Below are 24,726 nucleotides of genomic sequence, written 5' to 3'. Positions count from 1 at the left end.
TTTTTTTAATGGCTGATCGCTTACTTTAAACCCGTAGTGGCCACGCCTTTTACAATAAACTTCTGCATGGAAATGAATAATACGACTAATGGAGCGATAATAACTGTAGCAGCGGCCATGACCAAATTCCACTGCGTTCCTCCGCTCCCTCCGCCGCCTTCTTCCATAAATCGTGATAGTCCTAGCTGAACTGTCCGCAAATTTTCATTGTTGGTTACAATAAGCGGCCAAAACAATTCATTATAATTCCAGATAAAGGACAACAAGATATACGTCACAACAGCAGCTCCCGATAATGGCATCATGAGATGGCGCATGATTCTGGTGTGTCCGCAGCCATCGAGAATGGCGGCTTCCTCAAGCTCTTTCGGCACTTGCATAAAGGCTTGCCGCAGCATAAATATTCCAAAGGCTTTTACGGTGAATGGCGCGATCAAGCCCATATAAGTATCCACCCACCCTAATTGATTGATCGTCAAAAAATTAGGGATAAACGTAACCTGATCCGGAATCATCATGGTAGCGAGAACCAAGAGAAAAAGAAAACCACTTCCCTTAAAACGCAGCCTGGCAAAAGCATAAGAAGCCGGGATGATCAGCAGCAGTTGCACCATGATAGTGGCGCTTGCTGTAAATAGGCTATTGAATAGATACCGGGCCAGCGGAGCCATTTTCCATATTTCCACGTAGTTTTCCCAGCGGAACACTTCCGGGATCAACGTAGGAGGAAACACGTACACTTGATCGGCGCTCTTTAATGAACTGCTCAACATCCATATAAAAGGAAATAGCATAACGATTGAAAAAAGACTCAAAAGGGCGAATCCGAACCATCTAAATGCAACTTGCTTCAATCTCATTGATAGTGCACCCACCTTTTGGAGACTTTCATCTGGATAAATGTGATGAGCATAAGGATAACAAAAAGCACCGATGAGGCTGCGGAAGCATAGCCGATATCAAAAAATTCAAAGGCATGCTGGTAAATGTAATAAATGATCATATTTGTGCTTTCTGCCGGCCCGCCACGGGTCATCGTAAACAGCAGATCGAAATCTTCAAAAGAGCCAATTAACGCGACGATCAGTACAAAAAAGATATAAGGAGAGAGCAGCGGCAGCGTAATCCGGGTAAATAACTGCAGCCTTCCCGCTCCATCCATCTTGGCCGCTTCATACAGGGAGTCCGCTATGTTTTGCTTGCCGGCCAGCAGAATCACCATGTAGTAGCCGACTACCTTCCAGACTTTCGTAATGATTAGCGCAACCATGGCCCACCCCGGCTTTGCCAGCCAAGGAGCGGGAGGAATAGAGAAGAAATCCAGCACCCAGTTGATCAGACCAAAATCCTGGTTGTACATCCATACCCATAGGGTTCCAATAGCCGCCATAGGTGTAATATAGGGCAAAAATACGACCGAACGAAACAATCTGACACCTCGCAGTTTTTCGTCCAGTACAACAGCCAGTACAGTAGCCAGCAAGACCGTAAAGCCAACTGAGAAGATACCAAATATAAACGTGTTTCCAACGACACTCCAAAATTCGGACGAAGTAAACATCCGCGAATAATTGCCTGCGAAAATCCAATTAAAATCAGGGGTAATCAGATTCCAGTCCGTCAGGCTCAGAAAAAATGTCATACCCATCGGATAAAGATGAAATACAACAAGAACAATAATGGCTGGAAAAACCAATACATAAGCAGTTAAATTCGTATACGCCCATTTGGCCATGCTTGTTTTGTTTTTCACCGTTTGCCCGCTCAAACCCCTCTTCCTTTCCCAAACCAAATGTTTATCCATGTGTACTCCTTTGCATCGATTGATGGCTTACAGAATTCGAATCATATTAGGATTCATTTCAGATTCTCCGTTCTCATTTTCAATAGAGACAATGCCGCCCTAATCAGGGCAACAGCCTCCTGCAATTGTGCCGGGGATGTAGCATAGGAAATTCGAATAAATTGGGGAGCCTGAAACATGTCCCCCGGCGTTACGACGACACCTACTTGATGCAGCAAATATTCGGCAAAGTCCTTGCTATCAGCAATCGTCCCCTCCTCATAAACTGAACCAAAGTAACGGGACACATCCACCATCAAGTAAAAAGCGCCTTTCGCATTGGGGCATGACAATCCCCGAATCGATTGAATTTCACGAATCAGATATTGCCTTCGTTCATCAAACGATTTTGTCATTTCATTGACCGAATCCCCCTCATCTTTGAGCGCAGCAATCGCCGCATATTGACCGATCGAGCTTGGGTTGGAGGTGGTGTAGCTTTGAATGACCGTCATGGCGCGAATCACAGGCAATGGGCCGCAGGCGTAACCGATTCGCCAGCCCGTCATGGCATACGCCTTGGATAACCCGTTGATCGTAATCGTGCGTGCTTTAATTTCCTCGCTTAAAGCCGCGATCGAGGGAACTTTCTCGCCATAGTTCAAATATTCATAGATTTCATCCGCAATAATGTAAAGATCATGACGAACAGCGATCATGCCGATGGCATACAACGTTTCTTGATCAAGCACTGTTCCGGTCGGATTATTGGGATTTGTCAGCAAAATAGCCCGCGTCTTAGAAGTTATTTTACTGGCAAGCCGCTCCACGTTGAGCTGAAAGTCTTGTTCCGGTTCGGTTTCAACAAACACAGGAACCGCCCCTGCGTATGCGATCATTTCCGGGTAACTGCCCCAGCAGGGAATCGGCAAAAGTATTTCGTCGCCCTCGTTGCAAATCGAGAGCAACGCATTCGCCACGGCTTGTTTGGCTCCAGTGGTGATGACCACCTCCTCCGGGCCATAATGAAGATCGTTGTCTCTCTTCAGTTTGTCGCAAACAGCCTGCCGAACATCATGTGTCCCCTGCACAGGGGTATACTTCGTTACGCCTTTGATAATCGCTTCTATACCTGCATGAGCGATATGGATCGGTGTGGGAAAATCTGGTTCGCCCACGTTAAGCGCGATAAGCTTGCGGCCCGATCGGCGGAGTGCTTCGACTTTATCTCTTAATTCCGCTCCGATATAAGGATTTAGTGCACGGACACGATGACTCAGTGGATAATTCAATGGTTGGTTTCCCCTTTCGTTTCATGTGGTTTCTACAAATGAAAGCTTAACACCCAAATGTAATATAGGCATAAAAACAACATATATATATTGTAAATTTTATAAAAACCAATATAAACCAAAATAAAAACAACACCTTGTTTATTTCCAAACGAGGTGTTGTTTTATAGCAGTTCTCTTGAATTTAAATAGAAATCCATTGTAATGAGGACAATTCAGTCTGTGTTTTCCATTCTTCGGGCAAGCCCGTATCTGTAATAATCATGTCCACGTCAAGTAGGGAAGTTACTTTATACAGATGCTTAACTCCCATTTTAGAAGCATCCGCTACCAGTACTTTCTTTTGGCTTTGAGTGAGCAAGCTTTTCATCATTTGCGCGCTCTCGCTTTGAAACGTACTGATGTTTTCAGGCGTAAAGCCTCCACAGGAAAAAAAAGCTTTGTTTACCGTAATTTCCCTTAACATGTCTTGAGCGAGTACACCCGACATTCCCATCGAAGAAACTTGAAACTCTCCACCAATCTGAATCACTCGCCCGTGAAATTCCCCATTTCGCTTATATTGAGCGAATTCAAAAATGATCGGAACGGAATTGCTGACTACCGTAAGCTCCTTTTTGCCTTTTAAGAAATACGGCATTTGGGCAATGGTGCTCCCTGACTGGAGGTAAATAATATCATTGTCCTCCACCCATTCGGCTGCCTCGGCAGCCAGTTTTCTTTTGACCTCCAAATTGATCGACTCTCGATCGTTATATACCCATTCCAGCTTTTGATGGCTCGTTTTGATCGCTCCGCCAAATATTTTTTTTAGTTTGTTCAGACTCTCCAGCTTGTCCAGGTCTCGACGAATGGTCTCGGTTGTCACGCCGAATTTTTCGGCAAGCTTTTTCACATAGACTTTGTCCTGTTCCTCTAGTTCCTTCAATATCTCTTTCCTTCTTTTCTCCACTTCGCTATAGGAAGAATGCATGCTTACCCTCCATACTCTGTATGTAATTCTATTACATTTATCTTAACTGAATCACACCAAAGAATCTATGGGGAAACGAAAGGAATAACTTTGCTTCTCGGCCATTTACAACTAAAAAACAACGTTATTTCATTTCAGTAACATATTCAGATAGCATTTGCAACATAATAACCACATCTAAACAGACATATACTAGAGCCGGTTTACACGCTTTCGAATCCATGCCGTTAAGAAAAGGAGAAGGCCAAGAGCAATGTAGGAAAAATCTAATATGACTTGGCTCGTTCCCAAATATATTTCGAATTCGTCAACGCTGGGGGTTCTCCACATACTCATTACTAGCGTAAGCAAGCCTAATGGAAACACAAGATGGCGATATTGTTTAAGTCCAAGTAATTGACTTGTTCCCAATGCTGCCGTGTACAGATAGGTGGTTAACTGAATGAACGTGCCGGGGAGCCAGACGATCAGTAACAAAGCGTCGACATGTTGGAAAAATTCCCCTATTTTTATGTACCGAACAACCTCAATAAACGGATAATTCAATGTGCTGACATGCTTGCCGAAAAGAAAAACAGATACGAGCCCAGAGACAGACAATGTAATCATGAGACAAAACCAGGTTAATAATACGTACGCTTTCGTTTTCCTCTGATTTGACACGAACGAGGAATATATTCCAAGCATTATATATCCAGAGAACCAACTTAACGGAATGATGGCCCCCTTTATAGAAGGAATGATCCCTTTGCCCATAATAGGTAAGATATTGTTTATGTCCCATTCAGTAATCGACAAGATGACCAACAGTCCGAACACCAAGAATGTAAGCGGAAGGTACAGTTGTGCAAGCCTTCCTAAAACCTCCACACCACCTCTGACGGCGTAGGATACAAGCAAGACCATACCGCTAATGAGGATTAGTGGGGGGGTTTTTCGTAAAAAGACGGCCGAAACAAAGTCACCGTATTCCCTCAATATAATGGAAGTCAGATTAATTCCGTAAAATATGACGGCAAGCCCCGCGACTTTGCCCAACCAAGGTCCAAGCAGCCGTTCACTGTACTGAATTATGGTTTCCTTCTGAAACATTTGACTGAGGCGGAGCATCGCAAGTACGAATAGCAAACCGGGCAGATGAGCCCAGATTGGTGATAACCACAAATCATGCCCAGCATCCTTACCCGTTATTTTTGGAATATACAGGATTCCGTCGTAGGCAACAACCGAATAAAAAAGAAGACCTAGCTGCGCTGCGGAAATCTTTCCTTTCTCCATCATAGAAAAATTCTCCTCATTTCAAACCGGAAATAAGCGGCTTGAATATACTGTTAAACATAACGATCGGTCCAGGAATATCGGGAAATATAAGGATGAGCACAGCCACGAGCCATGCGATACCTGTAACGGCGATCAATGACGCCCGTTCTTTCTTTTGATTGTCTCCTAGACAGCGCCACTCAGCCCAAACCATCAAGGCGGTTGCAAATGTTGTTCCCGCCACGTTTAACCAAGTCACTTGGCTCTACACCTCATTTCAAGAATCGCCGACGGGCTCATTGTTCATCCCGATTTGTTGGATCTTTACCTTAACCATCACATTGGCTTGAACCGAAGGATAAATTCGTTTCCAGCGCTTCTCTAAATGTTGCCATTCCCGAGGATTTCGGCGGTTGATTGCTTCGCCGAAGCCGAAAATATCGGCCCCCATCTCTTGGGCTTGCTTAATTGTTGCCTCTACTTTTCGTCGGATTTTGTCGGCAGCTGCATGTTCAATATCGCGAATAAATTTCGAATCCGAAGTTTTAAAGTGAGTCGTATTTTGAACGACGCTCATCTCGGCTTCGATAAAATAGTCCATATGCGGCATTTCTCCCTCAAGTTTTGGAACAAGTCGAGTACTGGAAGAAAGGGCTCCTAACGATAGTAACGAAGAGGGGGGCCATTCCAGCTTCACTGTCTCAACATCCCCTTCCATTTCTTTCAAGATCCATTTCATCCCCGAGAATGACTCCCCTTGAATCAATCCGACCATACGGTTACGGGAGAAGACTGCATAACCTTTCACATATGGGACGCTTTCCTTTCCGTCTTGTGTAATGTCGACATAAGGAACTACCGCATCTTTTGAAATATTGCCGAGGTTCTGTACGAGACGGTTTAGGGTTATCGATCTGTGAAAGAGCCATTTGGATTCACCGCCCAGAAAATCCGCTTTGGTCCGTTCGAGCGGGGAGGTGGAAGCAAGAAAAGCACGTGCTGTATCCTTGCAGACGAATGGTTGGACCCGAAGGCGAATATTACTGTCGCGAGCGAGATAATCTAGCTGTTCCCGTAACTGGCTGCGAGATAACGATTCTCCGACAACCAACATTTCAAGTTGCCCCCAGTAGACGGCGCGGGGCAGCTTTCGCTGTAGCTCGGAGGCAGCTTCCGCTATTGTTGCCCCGGAAGCGGACCAAATCAAAGTCGAACCGCTAGTTTTAGATTTACTGTTATTCTGTTGTGTCGCCCCCCCTCCCTCCTTAGGAATAACAATCTCTAGAGATAATTCAATCTCCCCATCTTTCTTCAGGTCTAAACCGGCTGTAGTCACAATCGCCAGATCATTTACTTCGTTTCTGTCCCAACAACCCGTTGAAAATAGCAAAACGGATGCCGTCATTACTAGCAATACTCCCTTACAAACATAATGAATAATAATCTTATCTCCATAATTCGTCAGTTCCCGCCTCCTCTGCCTGAGCCCGGTTTCTGCCCCCGAGCAAGTCGATGGCGGTTCTGTAATTTTGCAAAACCGGGACGGCTTGTCATTTTCCATCGGGGAGCCCGAATGGCGGTATCCATCATTTCATTTGGGACAAAAGGTGCAAAAGGAGATAAGAATGGGACGCCGTAAGAACGAAGCATACACAAATGCGTCGTTATCGCGATAATACCAAACATCACACCAAGCAACCCCAGCGTCCCACCAAGAATGATGAGCGGCAGCCTCAATAGACGAATGGCGAACTCTAGAGAATAGTGGGGAGCTGTAAATCCCGCAATGCCTGTGAACGCAATAATAATAACGATCGGTGCCGACACAAGCCCGGCCGAAACAGCGGCTTCTCCTACGACTAACGCACCGACGATTGTAACAGCCGAACCAATTTGCCTTGGAAGACGGAGACCGGCTTCACGCAGCACCTCGAACGCGAGTTGCATCATCATTACTTCTAAGAAAGTCGGGAACGGAATTTCCTCACGTGCTGAGGCAATACTGACCAACAGCTCGCCTGGCACCATTTCATGATGAAAATTCAAAATCGCGACGTACACTGCCGGAAGTATCATGGATAAGATAAGCGCCCAGTACCGCAAAAAACGCAAGAAGCTGGAGTATACTGATCGGTTGTAATAATCGTCTGCTGCTTGCAGAAGCGTAGCCAACGTCGCGGGAACAATGAGCACATCAGGCGTACCGTCGACCAACAGAACGACACGGCCTTCGAGCAAGCTCGCTACCGCAACATCAACCCGTTCCGTAATCTGCTGCTGTGGAAACGGCGAGTATGGATTGTCTTCTGTTAGTTCTTCTATGTACCCGGTCTCCAGTACGCTGTCGATATCGATACGCTCAAGCCTGCTTTGCACCTCATGTAATAAGGAAGGTTTAGCCAAACCGTCAATATAAGCAATACAGATTTCAGTCCCCGTATAGCTGCCAACTCTGTGTGATTTTACTTGCAGCTTTATGCTCTGAATTCTTCGTCGCAACAGCGAAAGATTGGTCGAAATCGATTCGTTAAAGCCTTCACGTGGCCCCCGCAACGATGTCTCAGTCTGAGGTTCTTCTATATTACGCTTCTCCCATTGAGCTACTCCAAGTAGTAAAGCACAGGTACAACCGTCAATTAGAAGAATGGAATTTCCTTTGATCAATTGCTTAGCACATTCCTCAACGGTCGCAGCCTCATCGACAGAAATTATGGATAGGAGGCGCATTTTAACAGATTGCAAATCGCTGCATACTACATCCCTCGATTGCATGAGAGGCCTCAGGACGTTATTTTCGATCTCCTGCCTATCTGACATGCTCTGTATATTGACGAGTTCAGCCCTGATCGTTCCACCGATCAAAAACGAGCGAAACGAAACGTCATCCGCTTCACCTAGTACTCCTTTGAGAGCCTCTACATTGAGGTCTAACTCAGAAACTAGGGCAGTGCGATCTTTTTGCACCCCTCACCTCCTCCTATCACCAAATCAAGTTATGGCTGTTCAATTCTGTTGATGTTTAATTTAACCTGAGAGACGATTTTTATCCCCATCTTTCACCAGTTACAATAACAATGTTTCTCTAACGCTCAAAAACCGAGCGGATATCGATAAAAGAAAGAGCAAGCATTAGCGGAAATCACCACTAACACTTGCTCTTTTTCATCCTCAAAATGGACTCATTTAATCCAGCTTCTTCACATTAGCCGCGATTTGATTATTTCTTTCTTCCACCAATTTATCGTAGCCATTATCCTTCCGGTATTGTATAAATTCATCCATCGCCTGATCAACTTCGCTATCCGATTTGGCATCCAAAATCTTGGCGATTGTCTGCGACCAGTTCTGATTGATCTTCTCTGCGTTTCTGGAAGATGCTTTAGATAAATATACGTCCAGACCCGCTAATTCGAATTGAGGCACCACGTAACCCAGAGTCCATTGCTTGGCCTGCTGCAAAGCCTTCGGGAACTGCGAAAGTCCCATTTGCCGGGAGAGCAGAGCGCTATCCTGCAGCCACAGATGAGTTGTCAATCCTTTCTCCTTCTCGAAGCCGGCAGGATCGGTCTGCTTGAACTCCAGCAGATCCGGATTCAAGACAGGATTTCCGTCCACAATGGTGTAGGTTTCCCCCTCGCGGCCATAGTTCATGACGTTGTTGCCTTCCTCACTGACCAGATAAGTCAGGAGCTCCATTGCTTTTTGAGGATCCTTGCTATCCTTGGTAATAAAGGTCTGGGTCCAGCCTTCAATGGAATTACCCGGCAATGCGGTTTTATTTCCTGTCGTAGAAGATGGCCCGTTAACGGCAATGTACTCCTTGCCCGGGTGCTCATTCGCCCACACGGTCATCGTATCCGTCTCACCGTTCAGGTCCGAAGCGAAATAGGCAAAGTAGCTGCCATTCGTTAGCCGTGCATCCTTGTCGTCTTTGGTCATCGTAACCATGTCCCGGTCTGCCAGCCCCTTCTGCCGGGCATCAACAAACACTTTAAGCCATTTCTGAAAATCTGTATCCGTATAACGGTCATAGTATTTGCCGTCTTTCGTCAACACCGGGACTCCGATAAAATCCGCCAGCGTTCGATTGAATACTCCGTTCTTCTCAGGGTTTTCTTCCGTGAAAGGGGACACCCCGATCGGAATGACCGTTTTTCCCAGTTCATCCTTCGTGCCCATCTTCTGCGCGGCTTCCAATGCCGAAATGAATCCTTCCGGTGTGGTCATATCAGGCTTGCCAAGCTGTTCATAAATATCCTTCCGTACCATAAATGCCTGGTTGGCATAAATGCCGCCTTTCTCATAATCCGATTTCGTGTTTGAGAAGTTAGGATACCCGTAAATATGACCGTCGTCCCTTGTGAAGAACTTGAGCGTTTCCGGCTTGGCCGCTTTATTTAGAAAATAGGGGTCATACTTCTCTGCCAGAACATCCAGCGGAATCGCGAATTTATCGGCATCCTTAATAAATGGGTTGCTTCCATCCATAGTAATGATGTCCGGAAGGTCTCCGGAGGCCATCATTGTATTCAACTTGTCGTCGCTGCCGCCCAAATAAGTGATGTTTACTCCGGTATCCTCCGTAATATATTTGGAAGATACATCATTGCCCCAGACTTGAGCGAACCAATCGAAATTAATATACCAGTCAAGCTCAGCCGTTGCCTTGTCATTCTTCCAGCTCGGCGTATTTTTATCCACTTCAATCTTCGAGTCCGGCAATTTTTCACTTGTCTTCTTGCCGCCACAGGCAGTCAACGACACTGCTAATGCAACCAAAGTCAGAAGGATGATCGATTTTTTCATCATGTTTTCCCTCGCTTTTATCATTATTCTTTAACTCCTCCGACCAGCATGCCGCTAATAAAATATTTCTGAAGAAAAGGGTAAATCAGCATAATAGGTAAGGTTGTAACGATCATCGTAGCCTGCTGCAAAGATTGTGTTGTAAACGCCTTGGAGATATATACCCCCGCTTTGGCAGAGTTCGCAGCCCCTGCACTCGTTAACAGCTGATACAAATAATATTGAATTGGGTACAGTGTCTTATCCGTTACATACAGTTTAGCCACGAAGAAATCATTCCACTGGTACACCCCGTGAAACAAGGCGATCGTCGCCAGTACCGGGAAAGATAGCGGGATTATAATTTTGAAGAACACCTGAAATACATTGGCCCCGTCAATCTTGGCTGATTCTTCAATAGAGTCCGGCAAGCTCCTGAAGAAGTTCATTAATATGACCATGTCGTAAAAGCTGAATAACACGGGGATAATGTACACCCAGAAGCTGTTCGCCAGACCGAGCGACTTGACCACCAGAAATGATGGAATCATCCCTCCGTTGAAGAACATCGTGATGACGCCCATACGGATGAATATCTTTCTTCCCAGTAAATAAGACTTGCTCAGAGCATAGGCTGCGGCCCCTGTAATGATCAAATGCCCGATGACACCGATTACAGTTTTGGCCACTGTAACTCCAAACGCCCTGTAAATGGTCGTATCCTTCAATATGGTCTCATAGTTTACCAGCGTAAATTTTCTCGGGAATAGATAAATGCCCCCTTTCATCGCGTCATACCCGTTATTAAACGAGAGTGCGATGATATTGATCAAGGGAAATACGATGACGGAAATGAAAACGAGCATAAACAGCATATTAAAAACGTTAAATATTTTCTCGCCTTTATCCAGCCCCATGTCGCTTCCTCCCTTCTAGAAAATTGAACTGTCGCTAAGCTTCTTGGTTAAGAAATTGGCGATCAGCAGCAGTGTGACCGATACGACGGACGAGAAGATTCCGACCGCAGTGGCGAATGAGAAATCCCCTTGCGCCAGACCTAAGTGATAAACATAAGAATCGATGACTTCACTGCGCAGCATGTTCGAAGAATTTTGCAGGACGAGAGTCTGATCCAGATTCGCTCCAAGTACCGAGCCTATACGCAGCACAAACATCAACACGATAATATTTTTGATGCCAGGAAGCGTGACATACCAAATTCTCTTTAGGATTTTCGCCCCGTCGACCTTCGCCGCCTCATATAACGATGGATCAATTCCCATTATGGCAGCGAGATAGAGAATCGTTCCCCAGCCAACCTCTTTCCAAATATCCGACAGCGTCGCGATCCACCAATAAGCATTTGCATTTGACAGGAAGGAGAGCGGTTCAGATATGAGATGCGTCGACAGCAGGAAGCTGTTCACCAGTCCCGTCGAGCCGAGCCAGGATGTAATCATGCCGCCAAGGATAACCCATGACAGGAAGTGCGGTAAATAAGATATTGTCTGCGTAAATTTCTTGAATAATCCTAATCTGATTTGATTAATTAATATAGCCAGGACGATCTCGAGCGGAAAACCGATCAACAACTTCATCAGGCTGATGCCTAGAGTGTTTGTCAGCACATTGTAGAAATCTTTGTCCCCCAAAAAGGCTTTGAAATTATCCAAACCTACAAATTCCGAGTCCGCAAAACCGGATAACGGAGAATAATCCTGAAAAGCGATGATCAATCCGAACATCGGGACAAACGAGAAAACAATCATCAATATAATGCTCGGCCAGACCATGGCTTGAAGCTCCCACTGGGACAGAAGCTTATGTTTAAATTTGGATTTCATCCGTATACCTCCTCTCTCTTCAGGTACAGCATTGTCAGTTCATTTCGAATCATGTAAGCGCATCCTAAAATCTTCTAGGCCCTCTCAAAAATTCTGAACCTGTGCATGGATAAATTTCACACAATTAATTAATTTACTTTAATAATTGGGCGGGCCTAGTGATCATTTCGGATAAATGGTTCTAATTCATGACATTTTATCGATATTCTATAGTAATCACGGGATGGTCAAGATCATTGATATAAATATTGAATTTTCCCGGTTCAACCGTTTGCTGCAGGTCGGCATCCAAATATTGAAGATCATCCAAGGCCAGAGTCATCTGTACGGCAACTGTCTGATGCGCTGGTACTCCTACGACTTGATACTTCTTCATCTCGCGCACAGGGCGGACCGCCCTTGAGACAAGATCCTCAATGTATAAGATAGCGATTTCAGAATAGTCATACCCGCTTGGATTGCTCACCTGAAAAGAAATCGTCAATTCCTGATCGGCTGTCAGATGGTGACGCGAAATATTAAAATCAGAATACTGCGCACCGGTATACGTCAGCCCGTGCCCAAACGGGAACAGAGGCCCGATCTCACAATCCTGATACCTGCTGCTGTAGCTTGATTCATTTGCCGGACGGCCTGTGCTGTACTCATTGTAATAGATCGGCGCTTGCGCCGAATGACGCGGGAACGACATCGTCAGTTTCCCCGATGGGGTATCTCGGCCTGTAATCAGCTCCGCAATTGCGCTGCCGGCCTGTGTACCCGGATACCAGCACCACAAGAGAGCGGGGATTTCATCGATAATGTTCTGTAGCGCGAGTGGCCGGCCTGAGTAACAGACACATGCATACGGTTTATTCGTCTGTTTGACTTCACGGATAAGCTGCTGCTGGCTGCCCTCCAGTTCGATATTCACGCTGCTGTGCCCTTCACCACTTAATTCCCAACGCTCTCCAACCGCTACGACAATATAATCGCATTGCTCCAGCTGAGCCTGAGGACAGTCCTTCAGGGATTCATAGACTTGCAGATCGAAGGAATCATCCACCCGCTTCATCCCTTCCGCTAAGGTAACTACGTCTTCAAAGCTTCCTTTGCACTGCCAATTGCCCAGCAATTGATTGCTGCCGGCAAACGGGCCGACCAGAATGATCTTTTTGTATTCCTTGCTTATAGGCAGCATTTGTTCATTTTTCAGCAACACGCAGCTTCTCTTGGCGGCGTCCTTAGCATGCTCCAGGAAGCGCCGATTCAGAATGACTTCATTCTCAAGAGCTTCGTCTGCATAAGGATTTTCAAATAAGCCCAGTTCATTTTTAAGCTGCAAAATTTTCAGAACGACCGCATCTATATCCCGGATCAGCTCCGGATTTTCTTCTAGAATCTGTTCATAATGCTCAAGATACAAGGTCGAGACCATTTCGATATCAATGCCCGCTTTTAAAGCCAATTCAGCGGCTTCCTTGCCATTGCCGGCAACGCGGTGGTTCTGCAGTTCGGCGACAGCCCCCCAATCCGAGATTACGATGTCGTCAAATTGATAGGCCCCTCTTAGGATTTCCTTCATCATCTGCTCACTCGCACTTACAGGAACCCCGTTGAACGTGTTGAATGAACTCATCACAAATTTTGGCTTCTCTTGAAGCGCTATTTCATAAGGCTTGCCATAATAGGCGTAGAATTCTCTCCAGGACATATCGACAGCGTTGTAGTCCTTCCCTCCAATGCCGGCCCCATAAGCAGCAAAATGCTTCAAACAAGCCGCCACTCCCGACTCGGCAATCTCTCCGTCCTCGCCTTTCTGATAACCTCTGATCATCGCCCGGCCAAGATTACCAGACAGCAGATGGTCCTCGCCGAAGGACTCCATTACTCTTCCCCATCTGGAGTCGCGCACAAGGTCGACCATCGGCGAGAAATTAACATGTATGCCCGCTGCGCGCAATTCCGAAGCGGTATCCGCCGCTACCTGCTGCACGATTCCCTCATCCCAAGTACAGGAGAGCCCCAATGGTATCGGAAATATCGTCCTGTATCCGTGTATCGCATCGTGCATGAACAGCAGAGGGATCTTAAGGCGTGACTTCTGCAAATATTTACTTTGAATCAGGTTCGTGATCTTGGCACTCGACACGCCGATAATACTTCCCATCGTATACAGCGTATCTCCCTCAAGCATATGATCCGGGAAGTCTGGGCCGGTCTCAACCATTTCGCTATCGATTTTGCCGACGTAATGTTCCCCGGTTGTCTGAGAGAGCTGTCCGATCTTCTCGGCGAGCGTCATCTCCTGAAGCAGTCCGATCATTTTCTTATTATCCATATAGACCCCCTTATTTCCATTCCAGCTTAGGTAAAATATCTTGCTGCAATTCGCACATTTCGTCGATCATTGCACAGGCCTGGTAATACGTCGGAGCCTGAGGATCCAATAGGATCGCCTGCAGCAGCTTCGTCTTGGATTGCTCTACAAAAGCCTCGAGCAACAATTTATGGATCGATCCCTGAATATGAATCGTTCCGATAATCGCCGTCGGCAGTTCGATCGTCATCGGCTTCAGCGTAATTCCTCCGCCGCCTACGATCGCCTGTGTCTCAACAACCATATCGTCAGGAAGTCCCTTGATCGCACCGTGGTTCGGCAAGTTAACCGCGTTCAGCTCAATCTCATCATCGAAGAAAATCGCCTCAATGATCGGAATCGCATATTCATTGCTGCGGTTTACCTTCTCCTTATCGAAAATATAGGCCTCTTCCACCCAGAGCTCCTGCGTCTGAATTTTCGAGAACAAGCCTAGATCCAGATTGTTGCCGCTTGCACAGTAAACGAAATCAGGGGTTCTTGAATCCTTCTCCCACAACTTCTCGCGGATTGGATCATAGCGGTATTGCAAGGACAAGCCGGCATAGAAATCCTCTGCATAAGAGATATATTCACCCACATGGTTGGTGCCTGGATAAGGGTAATATCCATAAGTGCGGTACATCGTTCTGGATAACGCAACATGATCGAATTGCGCCAGACGGTTGGCCTTTTTCTCCTTCTCATCAAATAATGGATAAAGATCTTCACCCGTTTTCTTGTTCCAGATCTTGGTGAAGAAGCCGAAGTGATTCAAGCCCCCGCCTTCCATCCCGATATCGGCGATATCCATCTCCAGAAATTGGGACAGCTGCTCGATCCCCATATCCAGTCCATGGCATAGACCGACGACTTTGATCGAGGTAAGCTTCGAGATAGCCTCAACCAATTTCGCTTCAGGATTCGTATAGTTAATGAACCAGGCGTCTGGGCAGACACGTTCCATCGTGCGGGCGATTTCGAGCATCGGGCCCAGATTTCGCAGTGTATGGAACATCGAACCAGGGCCTCCGTTCTCACCGTAAATTTGCTTGCTGCCGAAGCGGCGAGGAATATGGAAGTCCTGCGACCAATAGAAGTAGCGATTCACCTCGATCGCCACGATGACGAAATCAGCCGCCTGCAGAGCTGCTTCCAAGTTGGTCGTCTGCCAAATGTTCGCTGGATGTGAGAAGGCGGTAAACATATCTGTTGCATATTTATAGGTTCTCGCTACATTCTCTTGTTCAATGTCCATCAGAGCGATCTCCAGTTCTACCTGAGTCTTCAAACGCTCGGACAACACCATATCCTGAAGTGCCCCCAAAGCAAAGGACACGCTACCAGCTCCAATTAACGCAACTTTCATTTTCTTCATGTTGTTCATGCTCCTTTATTGTTTTTTAACGCCATGTACCCCGCCCCAATCACGCCTGCATCAGGGCCGAATTTAGGCAAGACTACCTTGACTTTGTCGCTTAAATGCTCAAATACTTTGGTTTTAGCGCTTTCAATAATTTTATCTATCAACCATTGGTTGTTGTGAATGACCGCTCCTCCAATGACAAATATATGCGGATCGATCGTCTGCATTAATGAAGCAATCGCGTTGGAGAAGTACTCGACCCAGGCATTCACGACACCTGCCGCCTTCTCGTCATGCTGCCTGTATTTCTCGAACAATAAATGCGCCGTAGCCTCGCTGCCGTACAGATTTTTGCTCTCTTTCTCCAGGGCTCTACCGCTGCACAGAGCTTCGAGCGTGCCGGGATGTAATGGCGAATGGCTCTTGCCGTTATCCGATATAACCATGCTGCCAATCTCTCCGGCATAACCATGCGCACCGTGGAACACCTCGTTGTTCAGAACGATTCCGCTGCCAATCCCCGTACTGACCGTAATATAGATCGATTGATCATACGCCTGGGACGCGCCATGCTCTGATTCAAGCAAAGTCACGACATTTACATCATTCTCGAAATGAACTTCATAACCGGGAAAAAAGCGCTTTATAAATTCGGTATGAACCCCTTCCAGGCAGGGAATGTTGGTCGCATCATATATAATCTCGGTCCGTTCTTTCCAAGGAACAGGCATGGCAATCCCTATCTTGTCAGCCGTCTTGTGATGATCCACTTTCTCGATCACTTGCTTGACATAGTTGAAAACTTCATCAGCACTTAGGAACTCGCTAGTTAATGCCGTCTCTTTTCGAACCAATTCCAAACGCTCATTCACTAACCCGACTCGTATATTCGTTCCTCCAATATCCACTCCAATGACGCTGTTACTCATAATTTGTACTCCTCAGTTTTTATCGCTGCTTAATATGTTTCGCTGCCTCCGAATCCAGGAAGAAATCAATATGTTCATAACCGAGCAGCTCCTGAGCAGGCAGCTTCGCTTCTGGATTTGTAAATATATCTTTAACGATCCCGGCTTTGTGTTCACCGGTCACCGCTACAATCACTCTCTTGCTGCCCGCCACCTGACTTAGACCCAAGGTGATTCCTCTGTCCAATGCCGTAGGCTGACGGAAATATTTCTGGGCCACGGTCTTGGTCGTCTCCGACAAATCTACGACACTGGTATGATCCAGCATCGGATAGCCTGGCTCATTTAATCCGATATGACCATTCATTCCAACCCCCATTAAACTGAAAGTTATGGGATGTCGATCGATAAAGCGGTCGATTCTCAGACATTCTTGCTCCAAATCCGGCGCTGTCCCATCAAAGAATTCGATCTGCCGGGAGTCCAAATGGACAAGCGAGAATAAATCCTGATTCAGCATTTGATAGCAGCTACCCTCAGACTCTCTGCTTATTCCGGTCCACTCGTCCAGGCTGACAATTTTAAGCTGCTGAATCCTAGCATGAATCTCGGCGTCTCCGGCAAATTTCAAGTAGCTCTTCTGCGGTGTGCTGCCTGAAGCCAAGCAGAACACTGGATGCTCATGCGATAGATGCTCTTTCATCTCTCTGGCAATGGCATCTGCGACTTCCTCTTCGTTTGCAAAAATCTTAATCATCACGTTCACATCCTATCCGGAAATTACTTTTATCATCTCATCCTGAAGCGAGAGTACGGCAGCTCCAACAGCCGTCGAATGATGCGAATCACTGTAAGTTATCGTTGGAGTCCATTCCACATACTGCCCGACATAATATCTTGTTCTCTCAAGAATCCGTTCAGGGAACAGTGCTACCGTCTTGCCGCTAATAATAATCTGCTCGATGTCGAGCACGCTGATGATATTAACCATCGCCAGGGCCAGATGCTTGCCTACATAATCTGCGCACGCTTCAATGTCTGATTCAGAGCCAAGATCATAGCTGCTCAACAAATGCTGAATCCCCAGTTTGCTCTCCAGCCAGCCAACGGAGGACGGTGATCTTTTGTACTCCGGGTCAAAGCACATATACTCCAGCTCACCCGCGCTTGCATTAAATCCTCTATGCAGCTCCTTATTGATAATCAGGCCGCCGCCGATCCCGTCCCCTACTGCGATATGGACCAGATCAGCCAGCGCTTTCCCGGAGTTCTCTAGATTGCGGAATTCAGCTACTGTAGAAGCGTTTACATCGTTCTCAAGGAAAATTGGCAATTCAACCCGATTGATCAGATTCTCGATGATCGGCTCATAATTGTAATCCTGCTCCTTATTGTCCTGAATCCTCATTCTGATCGTTTTCTTCCTTGTGTTTATCGCCCCATCGATCCCGATCCCGATGCCTAAGACAACGCTGTTCGTTTTCTTGGCAACATTCTTCATACGCAAAATGATGTCATCAAAAATTGATATAAACTGTTCGTTATAAAACGGAATATCCGTCTCAATGGAGTAAGAATTGATAATTTTGCTGTATAGATTGATAAGTAGAGCAGTAATTCTGTTGCCTATGATTTGAATTCCAACAGTTACATAGCCGTTCTCATTAAATCGGTATACCGTTCTTTTTCTTCCCAAGCCGCCAGATCCTTCCCGGCTTTCTCCAGTTGCAGTCAACAGTCCGATCTCTTCAAAGAAATTGACGATCTTACTTACGGTTACGAAGCTCATCGCCGTCTTCTCCGCGATTTCGACCTTCGCCAATTCCGGATTCTGCATCACAATATCAAAGATAATCTTTCTATTCTCATCCTTGATGTCGTTAGGCAAAAACGACTTCATCCTATCACTCTCCTTTTTTAAAAATAATTAATTAATGTTGTTAAATAATTTCAAAAAAAATATAAAGATCTAAAAGATCTTTGTACTACGATATTAAATGCATACTGTAATTCGGGTCAAGAGTTTTCTTTCAGATGCAGATTCGGTAAATTTGGAAAACAGGTTTGTTTTGGGCCAATCCCGCAAGGGAGCTCAAAGGTAATCCGTTTCTTTTGGTTCTTGCCTAAAGTTATATTGACTGTGGATCCACAATTGATGCTAAGTCTCATTAGCACCATGTTCTCATCCCCGACACTGCTCCGACAATACTAGAATCGTTCTTTCCCATCTTAAGACCGAGAAGTTGTATTTGAGGAAATCTCATAATATGGAGCAAATGAAAATTAAAATTACAGATTATATTTTGTTTTGTTACGAAGAGCTTTTCCACAAATTTGGCGATCTCTTCCCAATTTGGTTTTCGGGAAAAGATCGCTGCATGAAAAATCTCTTTTTTAATGATGTCCTCCTGCTCATAATCGAACTGGGTACGGTACCACCATTCTTCTCCTCGATCCAACGAGACTTCAAATCCATGCCGATGCACGAAATCGCCGCCTACTGCGGGTTCTCCGACCTACACCACCTTTCCAAAACATTCCGAAGAATGACCGGAGAAACGCCAGGCGTTTACCGCAAGACGGAGACTTCCGAACTCTGTTTGCGCCAGTCGGTTTCCGCCAGTTCCCGTTATGCCTGCTCGACACCATAGTTCCAATTAGCGCTGAACTACCGGCACCCCCGCCCGCTTCTTTCTCGCTATTTGCGGATACGCGATGCCAAGCAGGATAACAATGACCCCGATCCATTGAAGCACGGTCACCTGCTCACTCAGCAACAGCACGGAAGTGATGACCGCGACGGGCAGCTCTCCGGCTCCCAGAATCGTTGCCAGTCCCGTGCTGATTTTAGGTGCGCCGAGTGCAAACAGAAGAACCGGAAGGACAACGCCAAATACAGCCAAGATGAAGCCATACAGCCATAATCCGTTATCAAACAGCGACACCTCCACGTACACTTTCGGTGTGAACAGGATCGTCAGCAGAATCAGGCCGCCCGTAGAGGAATAAAAGCTCCGGGTAATCGGTGACATCTGCGTTTCGACCCGGCCGCTGAAGAAGACGAACAGGGCCATCATCAGCGCCGCAGCCAGCCCCAGTAAAGTCCCCTTCAAATTCAGTTGGATCTCGCCTGCACCCAAGATTCCACCTGCCATCATCGTCCCAACAAACAGGATAATAACAGAGATAATTGTGGATTTTTCCGGCCACTGCTTATTCACGACGGCTTCGATTATGACGCCGATCCAGGTGAATTGAAATAGAAGAACAACGGCAATCGATGCAGGAATGCTCTGCAAGGCTAGAAAATACATGACCCCTGTAAGACAAGTGCATAATCCGACGCCAGCTAGTTTTAGAAATTGCTTTCCAGTAACTTTTCGCCGTCCAAATAACAGCATCAGTATCAGAAGAACAAGCCAGCCGATTCCGAATTGGCTGATCATCACTTCCTGGAATGCAAAGCCTTTCTGGTAAGCGAGCTTGACGACCGTCGATGGAATGCCAAAGCAGCACGCCCCCAAAAATACGCAAAATGAATTTTTAAATAAATGTAACATTGTACTCCCCCCTTTTTTTGCAACAAAAAAAACCCCACCTTTCACTGTTTTGGAATCCAAAAAACAGTAAAAAGTGGGGTTGCCTCCCTCGGCATGATATTGAATTATGGTTTATCCTAAGACAAAATCTCGACATTGTAAATACCAAATTGAATACGCTATTTTGCAACGACTTCGATCCCAAGAGCCTTGATATCTTGGACCAGTCATATCGCCTTGGTTGCTTGATCGGCTGAATGGCTTCCGCCTTTCGGGAAAGGAAACATCTGATGCAGAGCGCTGAACGTCTTTCATTTCTCCGTGTATAACGCGGCGGCTTTCTCAAAAGATCCAGTCAGATCCTGCTCTTCTTCTATTGCTTTCGGCCAAATGGTCACCAGTTCCGTGAAGAACTCAGCCGCGTAATACCGGGCGTCCCAAGAGCAATAATGAATCCAAATGCGTGAATTCCAGTGAAGAAAGCGCACTGTCTGTACGAAAGTACATCAGCATTGAAGCCTCGTTCAGACTCTTGAACTGTTCGTTGACATTGCTGCTGATTTGGTAGACGACTTGCCGAAAATGGTTGTTGGTTTGGCGTTCAAACTGACGTGAAGACTGGCTCAACGTCATGAAGCTGAGCACCGTCAGTAGAATAAGACCCACCACAAGGAATGCAAGCGAAAATTTCACAAAAATGCTCTGTCGGATATGAGGTCGCTTCAGCATGGTATCCCCTTCCGTCCCGAAGTATTTTCTTGGAAAGCCTACACTGACACTCGTTATATTGTCCATCACTCAAATGGAATTGATTGTGAACAAATTGGCCTTTCTTCTGGAAAATCATATATAATGCAGAGCCCTCTCGCACACTTGCGCGAAAAGGCTCTTTTGGACAGAAGGGATAGCATCATACATCATTCCAAACCATACACGTCTTCCTTCTATTTAACGATGACCTTTATCGGATCACTGCTTGTTTCGCCCGCCTCATTCGCCAGAACTTACAAACTACGTATTTATTCCTGTTTTTTGGGATTTGCTACAGAAAGTACTTTGAATTATCGATTACTCTTAGATTGCGATCCCCTACATACTTGAAAGGAGGTGTTTAGAGTAAACTGCACTTGGAGCTCTTGAACTACATACTCATAACGATTCCGAAGGAGGAAATGAAATGAATCCAAAAAAATGGACATCGTGTATCATTGCGTTCGTTCTGATCGCAGGAATGCTTGGTTTACCTGGCAGCAAAACCAACGTGGCTTCCGCTGACAATGCTACTTTCACCCATCCCGGCATTTTGCAGACGGCTACGGACATTCAGAACATGAGGAGTCAGGTGGCTGCACAATCGGAACCATGGTATTCAACGTACACCTATCTTAAAGATACTGTGACCTCTTACGGAACCATTTCAGCCAACGATTATACGCTTACCAATCTGAAGCGCAGCAACTCCGGCAGTTATAATGAAATGCGGCTCGCTGCGAACAAAGTGTATAACCTTGCACTGATGTATACTGTCACCGGAAATAACACCTACGCAGAAGGTGCACGAACAATCATGCTCAAATATGCCTCTATATTTAAAGGTGTAGGCACAAATGGCGATTCAAATTCCGTGTATGATACGAATCTGGATGTTGGCGTCGTAGCGCTCAAGTTTACGGCAGCGGCTGAACTGCTGCGTTATGATTACGCCGGCTGGTCTTCAGCTGATACGAATGCATTAATCGCAATGTTTCACAAGAACGAATCGGGAACAGCAGTAAGCATGTATCAATTGCTAGCGAATGACGCCGTGCTGGCCTCATACGACATGGACAACATTACACATGGACATGCAGCCATATTGCGTCTGGGGTCGATGGCTTACGCCATTTTCGCGGAAGATGCAGATTTGCTTGAGGTCGTCAAAAGTGACTTCACTGCGAACAGCACAGCCTATTTTACCAATCAGAATGCCGCAGCATGGCAAAAAAAACCGGACAAAAGCCTGGGCGCCAACGGATACAGTTTGCTGTACAATTATAATTCATCCACGGGTCAGAGCAAGGAGAGCGACCGAGACCAGCAACATGCAATGGTCAACCTTTCCTCGTTCATTACCGTGGCTCATATGGCCTGGAACCAGGGAGATAACAGTCTCTACGAATTCAATAACCGAACCTTGTTGAAGGCCGTTGATTTTAGTGCAAGGTACAATCTGGGTTATGACGTGGCTGCGTATACAAGCGCGTATCCGTGGAACCATCACGGCAATCAGGGGATTACAACCTTTGATCGGGGGAGAGTTACGGAAAGCACGTTCTCCTTAGCCTACAACTACTATAAATTCTCGTCTTCTGCTGCGACAAGTGAATATGCTTATTTAACGGAGATGATCAATCATCCGCTGTATGCCATTGACCGAAACAGCTTCGATGTTCCCGGCTTCAGTGCGCTCACGGCTTCTCCGGCAGCAAGAGCATTAGATTATACTAGCAACGTCGCAGCGCTGAATCATACGGTTCATTGGCAGTATAGCGGTGTAACAAGAATGGTGAACGGCGTACCCGCTTTATGGAGAGTATGCGACTGGACTCGTGAGCGATACTGTACGCGATGGCAGCAATGTTCAAATGAAAGGCACCAATGCGATTGCCGGTTTGCCGTTCACGTCTTTAAGTGCAGTTACAAAAGCAAACCTGCGTTATGCCAGCACTGGATCGGGAACGATTGAAATTCGAACAGCGAGCAGTTCAGGTTCCCTGTTCGGGCAACCTGAGGCGTATTCAGCTGGCGGTGCTACAAATGGAGATCGCGGAACGCTGCTGGCCAAGATCCCGGTCAGCGGTACGGGCGGCCTTGGCACATTTCAAACTACGAATTTGTCAGGTAATATTCTTTCGAATACAGGTTCAACGGGTGGCAGCGTCACTGGAAATTACATGATTGTCGTTGTGTTTAAGGGGGAAAATGCAAACAGCACCCTTCATCTGAATGAATTGAGGTTCCAATAAACCTGCCATAACCGTCTTCTAACGACGAAATAACGTAGCCGAAACATTCCCAAAAAAGCCTATCCGGAAACCGCACCACGACTTCGGATAGGCTTTTTTTCTTCTTCATGATGCATTAAACGAAACGCCTGATTTGTAGGAACTATATGTTCTTGACCATTCTGTACAATGAAAATGCCGGTTTGTTTTCTTCCGAAGTAATCTCGTAGCCAAGTCGGCTGTATAGCTTGGCTGCACGGTGATTTTCTTTTTTGACTGTGAGGGAGACCACGTTATAGCCTTGTTGGATCGCCTGTCGCTCTGCATGGTGAATGAGCTGTGAGCCGATTCCCATGCCCCTGCTCTCAGGGATAGCTGCAAGAGAAGCGATATGATATTCTCCCTTAAAGCCTTCTTTCAACGTAATTGTGGAGTACAGTGCTATGGGGTGCAAAAGATTATAAACAAGTAAACCGAGCTTTCGGTAAGATAACAACTGCTTTGCTGTGGAGGAAACCAACTGCTCCAGCCTGGTAATGGGCAAGCATGTAATGATTCCAAGTGTCTTATCGCCCATTTTGGCTTCATAAGTATATTCATGGCTAAAGCGGTTGTTCGTGGACTGCCATAGCTTGCTGAACGTATCCTCCACAATGCCTTGCCTATTGGAACCTGCAATACTATGGGCGATATCTCCAACGGCCATCAGATTGAGCTTGGCTCCGGCCAGTGAATACGGACTGGCTTGAGCTATGGAAACGTTTGTCATATGGACCAATCCCCTATCCTGTAATTTTATCTTTATCTGTAACTTGCTCTGCGATATGTGCGAGTGCCTGCACACTCAAGAAAACGATATTCCCTCAACCTTGATATGAACAGCGCCAATGCCAATGCCGGTAAGCTTCTCCAGCGTTTCTTTTACATTTTCCTGTAAATGTCTACATACCTCATGGATTCGAATCCCATGCTTCACCAATATATTGAGATGAACGTTCACGATGGAGTCCTCTTCATGGATTTCAATCCCACTATATATGCTGCTGCCTGTTAACTTTTGTGCCAGTGTTTCGATCATTCCTGTTGATACTGAACCGATTCCTTCTGTCATGCTTATCGTTTTACCGACGATTTTAGTAAGAACTGCTTTTGAAAATGTAGTTGTACCCCATATACTCTGAATCAACATATTGTTCCTCCCTTCCAATGACAAATGGAATCAAAAATTACAGCTTGATTTTAATATTCAAAACAAATAAATGATAGTTTAATCTATCATTTATAATTATATTAGTCATTCTAATAGGCATAGTCAAGTCACTCTATTTTGACGAAAACCTTGCAGCCCATGTCCATCAACATTAAAAAGCACCTTCATACCCACCACTTGCGTGGTTTGAAGGTGCTGTCTATTCCTCAAAATGTTCTATTCATTCCTAACTGTGGGAAAAGGCAACGATTCAGCCGTAGCCTGAACTCTTTGATGATCTGCATCTGGTTATTCACCGGGGTCAGACCGCTCAATGCCTGAAATACGGATTCTCGGCCTTTATGAAAAAGGATTCCACGTCCACAGTCAAGTTCCCTTTCCTTGTTAGCCAAAAATCCCCTTCAAGCGACAACAACGAAAAGCCATCATGCAGATGTCTTTTGT

Annotated in this window: 23 protein-coding genes; 3 read left to right on the top strand and 20 right to left on the bottom strand. The window is 46.0% G+C overall.

What is annotated here, in order from left to right; genetic code table 11:
• Positions 1 to 20 precede the first annotated feature (20 nt).
• From ACFVQB_RS19415 to ACFVQB_RS19340, 16 genes are all read right to left on the bottom strand, one after another.
• Positions 21 to 860 carry a carbohydrate ABC transporter permease gene (locus ACFVQB_RS19415; RefSeq protein ID WP_379442380.1) on the bottom strand — a complete coding sequence of 280 codons (840 nt, stop codon included), beginning with the start codon at positions 858 to 860 and terminating at the stop codon, positions 21 to 23.
• Positions 857 to 1,768, bottom strand: coding sequence for a carbohydrate ABC transporter permease (locus ACFVQB_RS19410; protein ID WP_379442376.1), 912 nt, complete (start codon positions 1,766 to 1,768; stop codon positions 857 to 859). The genes ACFVQB_RS19415 and ACFVQB_RS19410 overlap by 4 nt, the downstream gene beginning before the upstream one ends.
• Positions 1,769 to 1,857: 89 nt before the next feature.
• Positions 1,858 to 3,075: a pyridoxal phosphate-dependent aminotransferase gene (locus ACFVQB_RS19405; protein WP_379442373.1), complete on the bottom strand. Its 1,218-nt coding sequence runs from the start codon at positions 3,073 to 3,075 to the stop codon at positions 1,858 to 1,860.
• 184 nt (positions 3,076 to 3,259) lie between these two features.
• Entirely contained in the window at positions 3,260 to 4,048 is a 789-nt protein-coding gene (locus ACFVQB_RS19400; RefSeq protein WP_379442370.1) for a DeoR/GlpR family DNA-binding transcription regulator, read from the bottom strand.
• A gap of 192 nt (positions 4,049 to 4,240) precedes the next feature.
• Entirely contained in the window at positions 4,241 to 5,329 is a 1,089-nt protein-coding gene (locus tag ACFVQB_RS19395) for a GerAB/ArcD/ProY family transporter (protein ID WP_379442367.1), read from the bottom strand.
• 13 nt (positions 5,330 to 5,342) lie between these two features.
• Positions 5,343 to 5,567, bottom strand: a complete 225-nt coding sequence (locus ACFVQB_RS19390) for a hypothetical protein (protein WP_379442363.1) — start codon at positions 5,565 to 5,567, stop codon at positions 5,343 to 5,345.
• Between the two features lie 18 nt (positions 5,568 to 5,585).
• Entirely contained in the window at positions 5,586 to 6,713 is a 1,128-nt protein-coding gene (locus ACFVQB_RS19385; protein WP_379442359.1) for a Ger(x)C family spore germination protein, read from the bottom strand.
• A gap of 56 nt (positions 6,714 to 6,769) precedes the next feature.
• Positions 6,770 to 8,272, bottom strand: coding sequence for a spore germination protein (locus tag ACFVQB_RS19380; protein ID WP_379442356.1), 1,503 nt, complete (start codon positions 8,270 to 8,272; stop codon positions 6,770 to 6,772).
• Positions 8,273 to 8,491: 219 nt separating this feature from the next.
• Positions 8,492 to 10,117, bottom strand: a complete 1,626-nt coding sequence (locus ACFVQB_RS19375; RefSeq protein ID WP_379442353.1) for a type 2 periplasmic-binding domain-containing protein — start codon at positions 10,115 to 10,117, stop codon at positions 8,492 to 8,494.
• Between the two features lie 20 nt (positions 10,118 to 10,137).
• Complete coding sequence (locus ACFVQB_RS19370; RefSeq protein ID WP_379442349.1) at positions 10,138 to 11,010, bottom strand: carbohydrate ABC transporter permease; 873 nt, start codon at positions 11,008 to 11,010, stop codon at positions 10,138 to 10,140.
• Between the two features lie 15 nt (positions 11,011 to 11,025).
• On the bottom strand, positions 11,026 to 11,937 hold the full coding sequence (locus ACFVQB_RS19365; protein ID WP_379442346.1) for an ABC transporter permease: 912 nt from the start codon (positions 11,935 to 11,937) through the stop codon (positions 11,026 to 11,028).
• A 196-nt stretch (positions 11,938 to 12,133) separates the two neighbouring features.
• Positions 12,134 to 14,257, bottom strand: a complete 2,124-nt coding sequence (locus ACFVQB_RS19360; RefSeq protein ID WP_379442343.1) for a glycoside hydrolase family 3 N-terminal domain-containing protein — start codon at positions 14,255 to 14,257, stop codon at positions 12,134 to 12,136.
• A gap of 10 nt (positions 14,258 to 14,267) precedes the next feature.
• Positions 14,268 to 15,653: a family 4 glycosyl hydrolase gene (locus ACFVQB_RS19355; RefSeq protein ID WP_379442340.1), complete on the bottom strand. Its 1,386-nt coding sequence runs from the start codon at positions 15,651 to 15,653 to the stop codon at positions 14,268 to 14,270.
• A 5-nt stretch (positions 15,654 to 15,658) separates the two neighbouring features.
• Positions 15,659 to 16,570, bottom strand: a complete 912-nt coding sequence (locus ACFVQB_RS19350) for an ROK family protein (RefSeq protein ID WP_379442336.1) — start codon at positions 16,568 to 16,570, stop codon at positions 15,659 to 15,661.
• A gap of 19 nt (positions 16,571 to 16,589) precedes the next feature.
• Entirely contained in the window at positions 16,590 to 17,306 is a 717-nt protein-coding gene (locus ACFVQB_RS19345; protein WP_379442332.1) for a 6-phosphogluconolactonase, read from the bottom strand.
• A 12-nt stretch (positions 17,307 to 17,318) separates the two neighbouring features.
• Entirely contained in the window at positions 17,319 to 18,449 is a 1,131-nt protein-coding gene (locus ACFVQB_RS19340) for an ROK family protein (RefSeq protein WP_379442328.1), read from the bottom strand.
• A 367-nt stretch (positions 18,450 to 18,816) separates the two neighbouring features.
• Between ACFVQB_RS19340 and ACFVQB_RS19335 the strand changes: the two genes are divergently transcribed.
• Positions 18,817 to 19,200, top strand: coding sequence for a helix-turn-helix domain-containing protein (locus tag ACFVQB_RS19335; RefSeq protein ID WP_379442324.1), 384 nt, complete (start codon positions 18,817 to 18,819; stop codon positions 19,198 to 19,200).
• Positions 19,201 to 19,206: 6 nt separating this feature from the next.
• Here ACFVQB_RS19335 and ACFVQB_RS19330 read toward each other — a convergent pair whose 3' ends face one another.
• A complete protein-coding gene (locus tag ACFVQB_RS19330; RefSeq protein ID WP_379442320.1) occupies positions 19,207 to 20,109 on the bottom strand; it encodes an EamA family transporter in 903 nt (300 codons plus the stop codon).
• A 393-nt stretch (positions 20,110 to 20,502) separates the two neighbouring features.
• Positions 20,503 to 20,817, bottom strand: coding sequence for a hypothetical protein (locus tag ACFVQB_RS19325; protein WP_379442318.1), 315 nt, complete (start codon positions 20,815 to 20,817; stop codon positions 20,503 to 20,505).
• Positions 20,818 to 21,265: 448 nt separating this feature from the next.
• Here ACFVQB_RS19325 and ACFVQB_RS19320 point away from each other — a divergent pair, with 448 nt between their 5' ends.
• Together ACFVQB_RS19320 and ACFVQB_RS19315 are read left to right on the top strand one after the other, a co-directional pair.
• Positions 21,266 to 22,813 carry an alginate lyase family protein gene (locus tag ACFVQB_RS19320; RefSeq protein WP_379442316.1) on the top strand — a complete coding sequence of 516 codons (1,548 nt, stop codon included), beginning with the start codon at positions 21,266 to 21,268 and terminating at the stop codon, positions 22,811 to 22,813.
• Positions 22,713 to 23,093, top strand: a complete 381-nt coding sequence (locus ACFVQB_RS19315) for a carbohydrate-binding protein (RefSeq protein ID WP_379442312.1) — start codon at positions 22,713 to 22,715, stop codon at positions 23,091 to 23,093. Before ACFVQB_RS19320 ends, ACFVQB_RS19315 begins: the two co-directional genes overlap by 101 nt.
• Before the next feature lie 142 nt (positions 23,094 to 23,235).
• On the opposite strand, the gene ACFVQB_RS19310 is transcribed toward ACFVQB_RS19315, so the two are convergent.
• Together ACFVQB_RS19310 and ACFVQB_RS19305 are read right to left on the bottom strand one after the other, a co-directional pair.
• Positions 23,236 to 23,841 carry a GNAT family N-acetyltransferase gene (locus ACFVQB_RS19310; RefSeq protein WP_379442308.1) on the bottom strand — a complete coding sequence of 202 codons (606 nt, stop codon included), beginning with the start codon at positions 23,839 to 23,841 and terminating at the stop codon, positions 23,236 to 23,238.
• Positions 23,842 to 23,916: 75 nt separating this feature from the next.
• A complete protein-coding gene (locus tag ACFVQB_RS19305; protein ID WP_379442304.1) occupies positions 23,917 to 24,261 on the bottom strand; it encodes an Asp23/Gls24 family envelope stress response protein in 345 nt (114 codons plus the stop codon).
• Positions 24,262 to 24,726: the final 465 nt, after the last annotated feature.

Origin of the sequence: Paenibacillus sp. NPDC057886 (assembly GCF_042796655.1) — a bacterium.
Taxonomy (GTDB): Bacteria; Bacillota; Bacilli; order Paenibacillales; family Paenibacillaceae; genus Paenibacillus.
The sequence above is the reverse complement of the archived record's forward strand: the minus strand, read 5'-3'. Positions and strand labels throughout refer to the sequence as shown.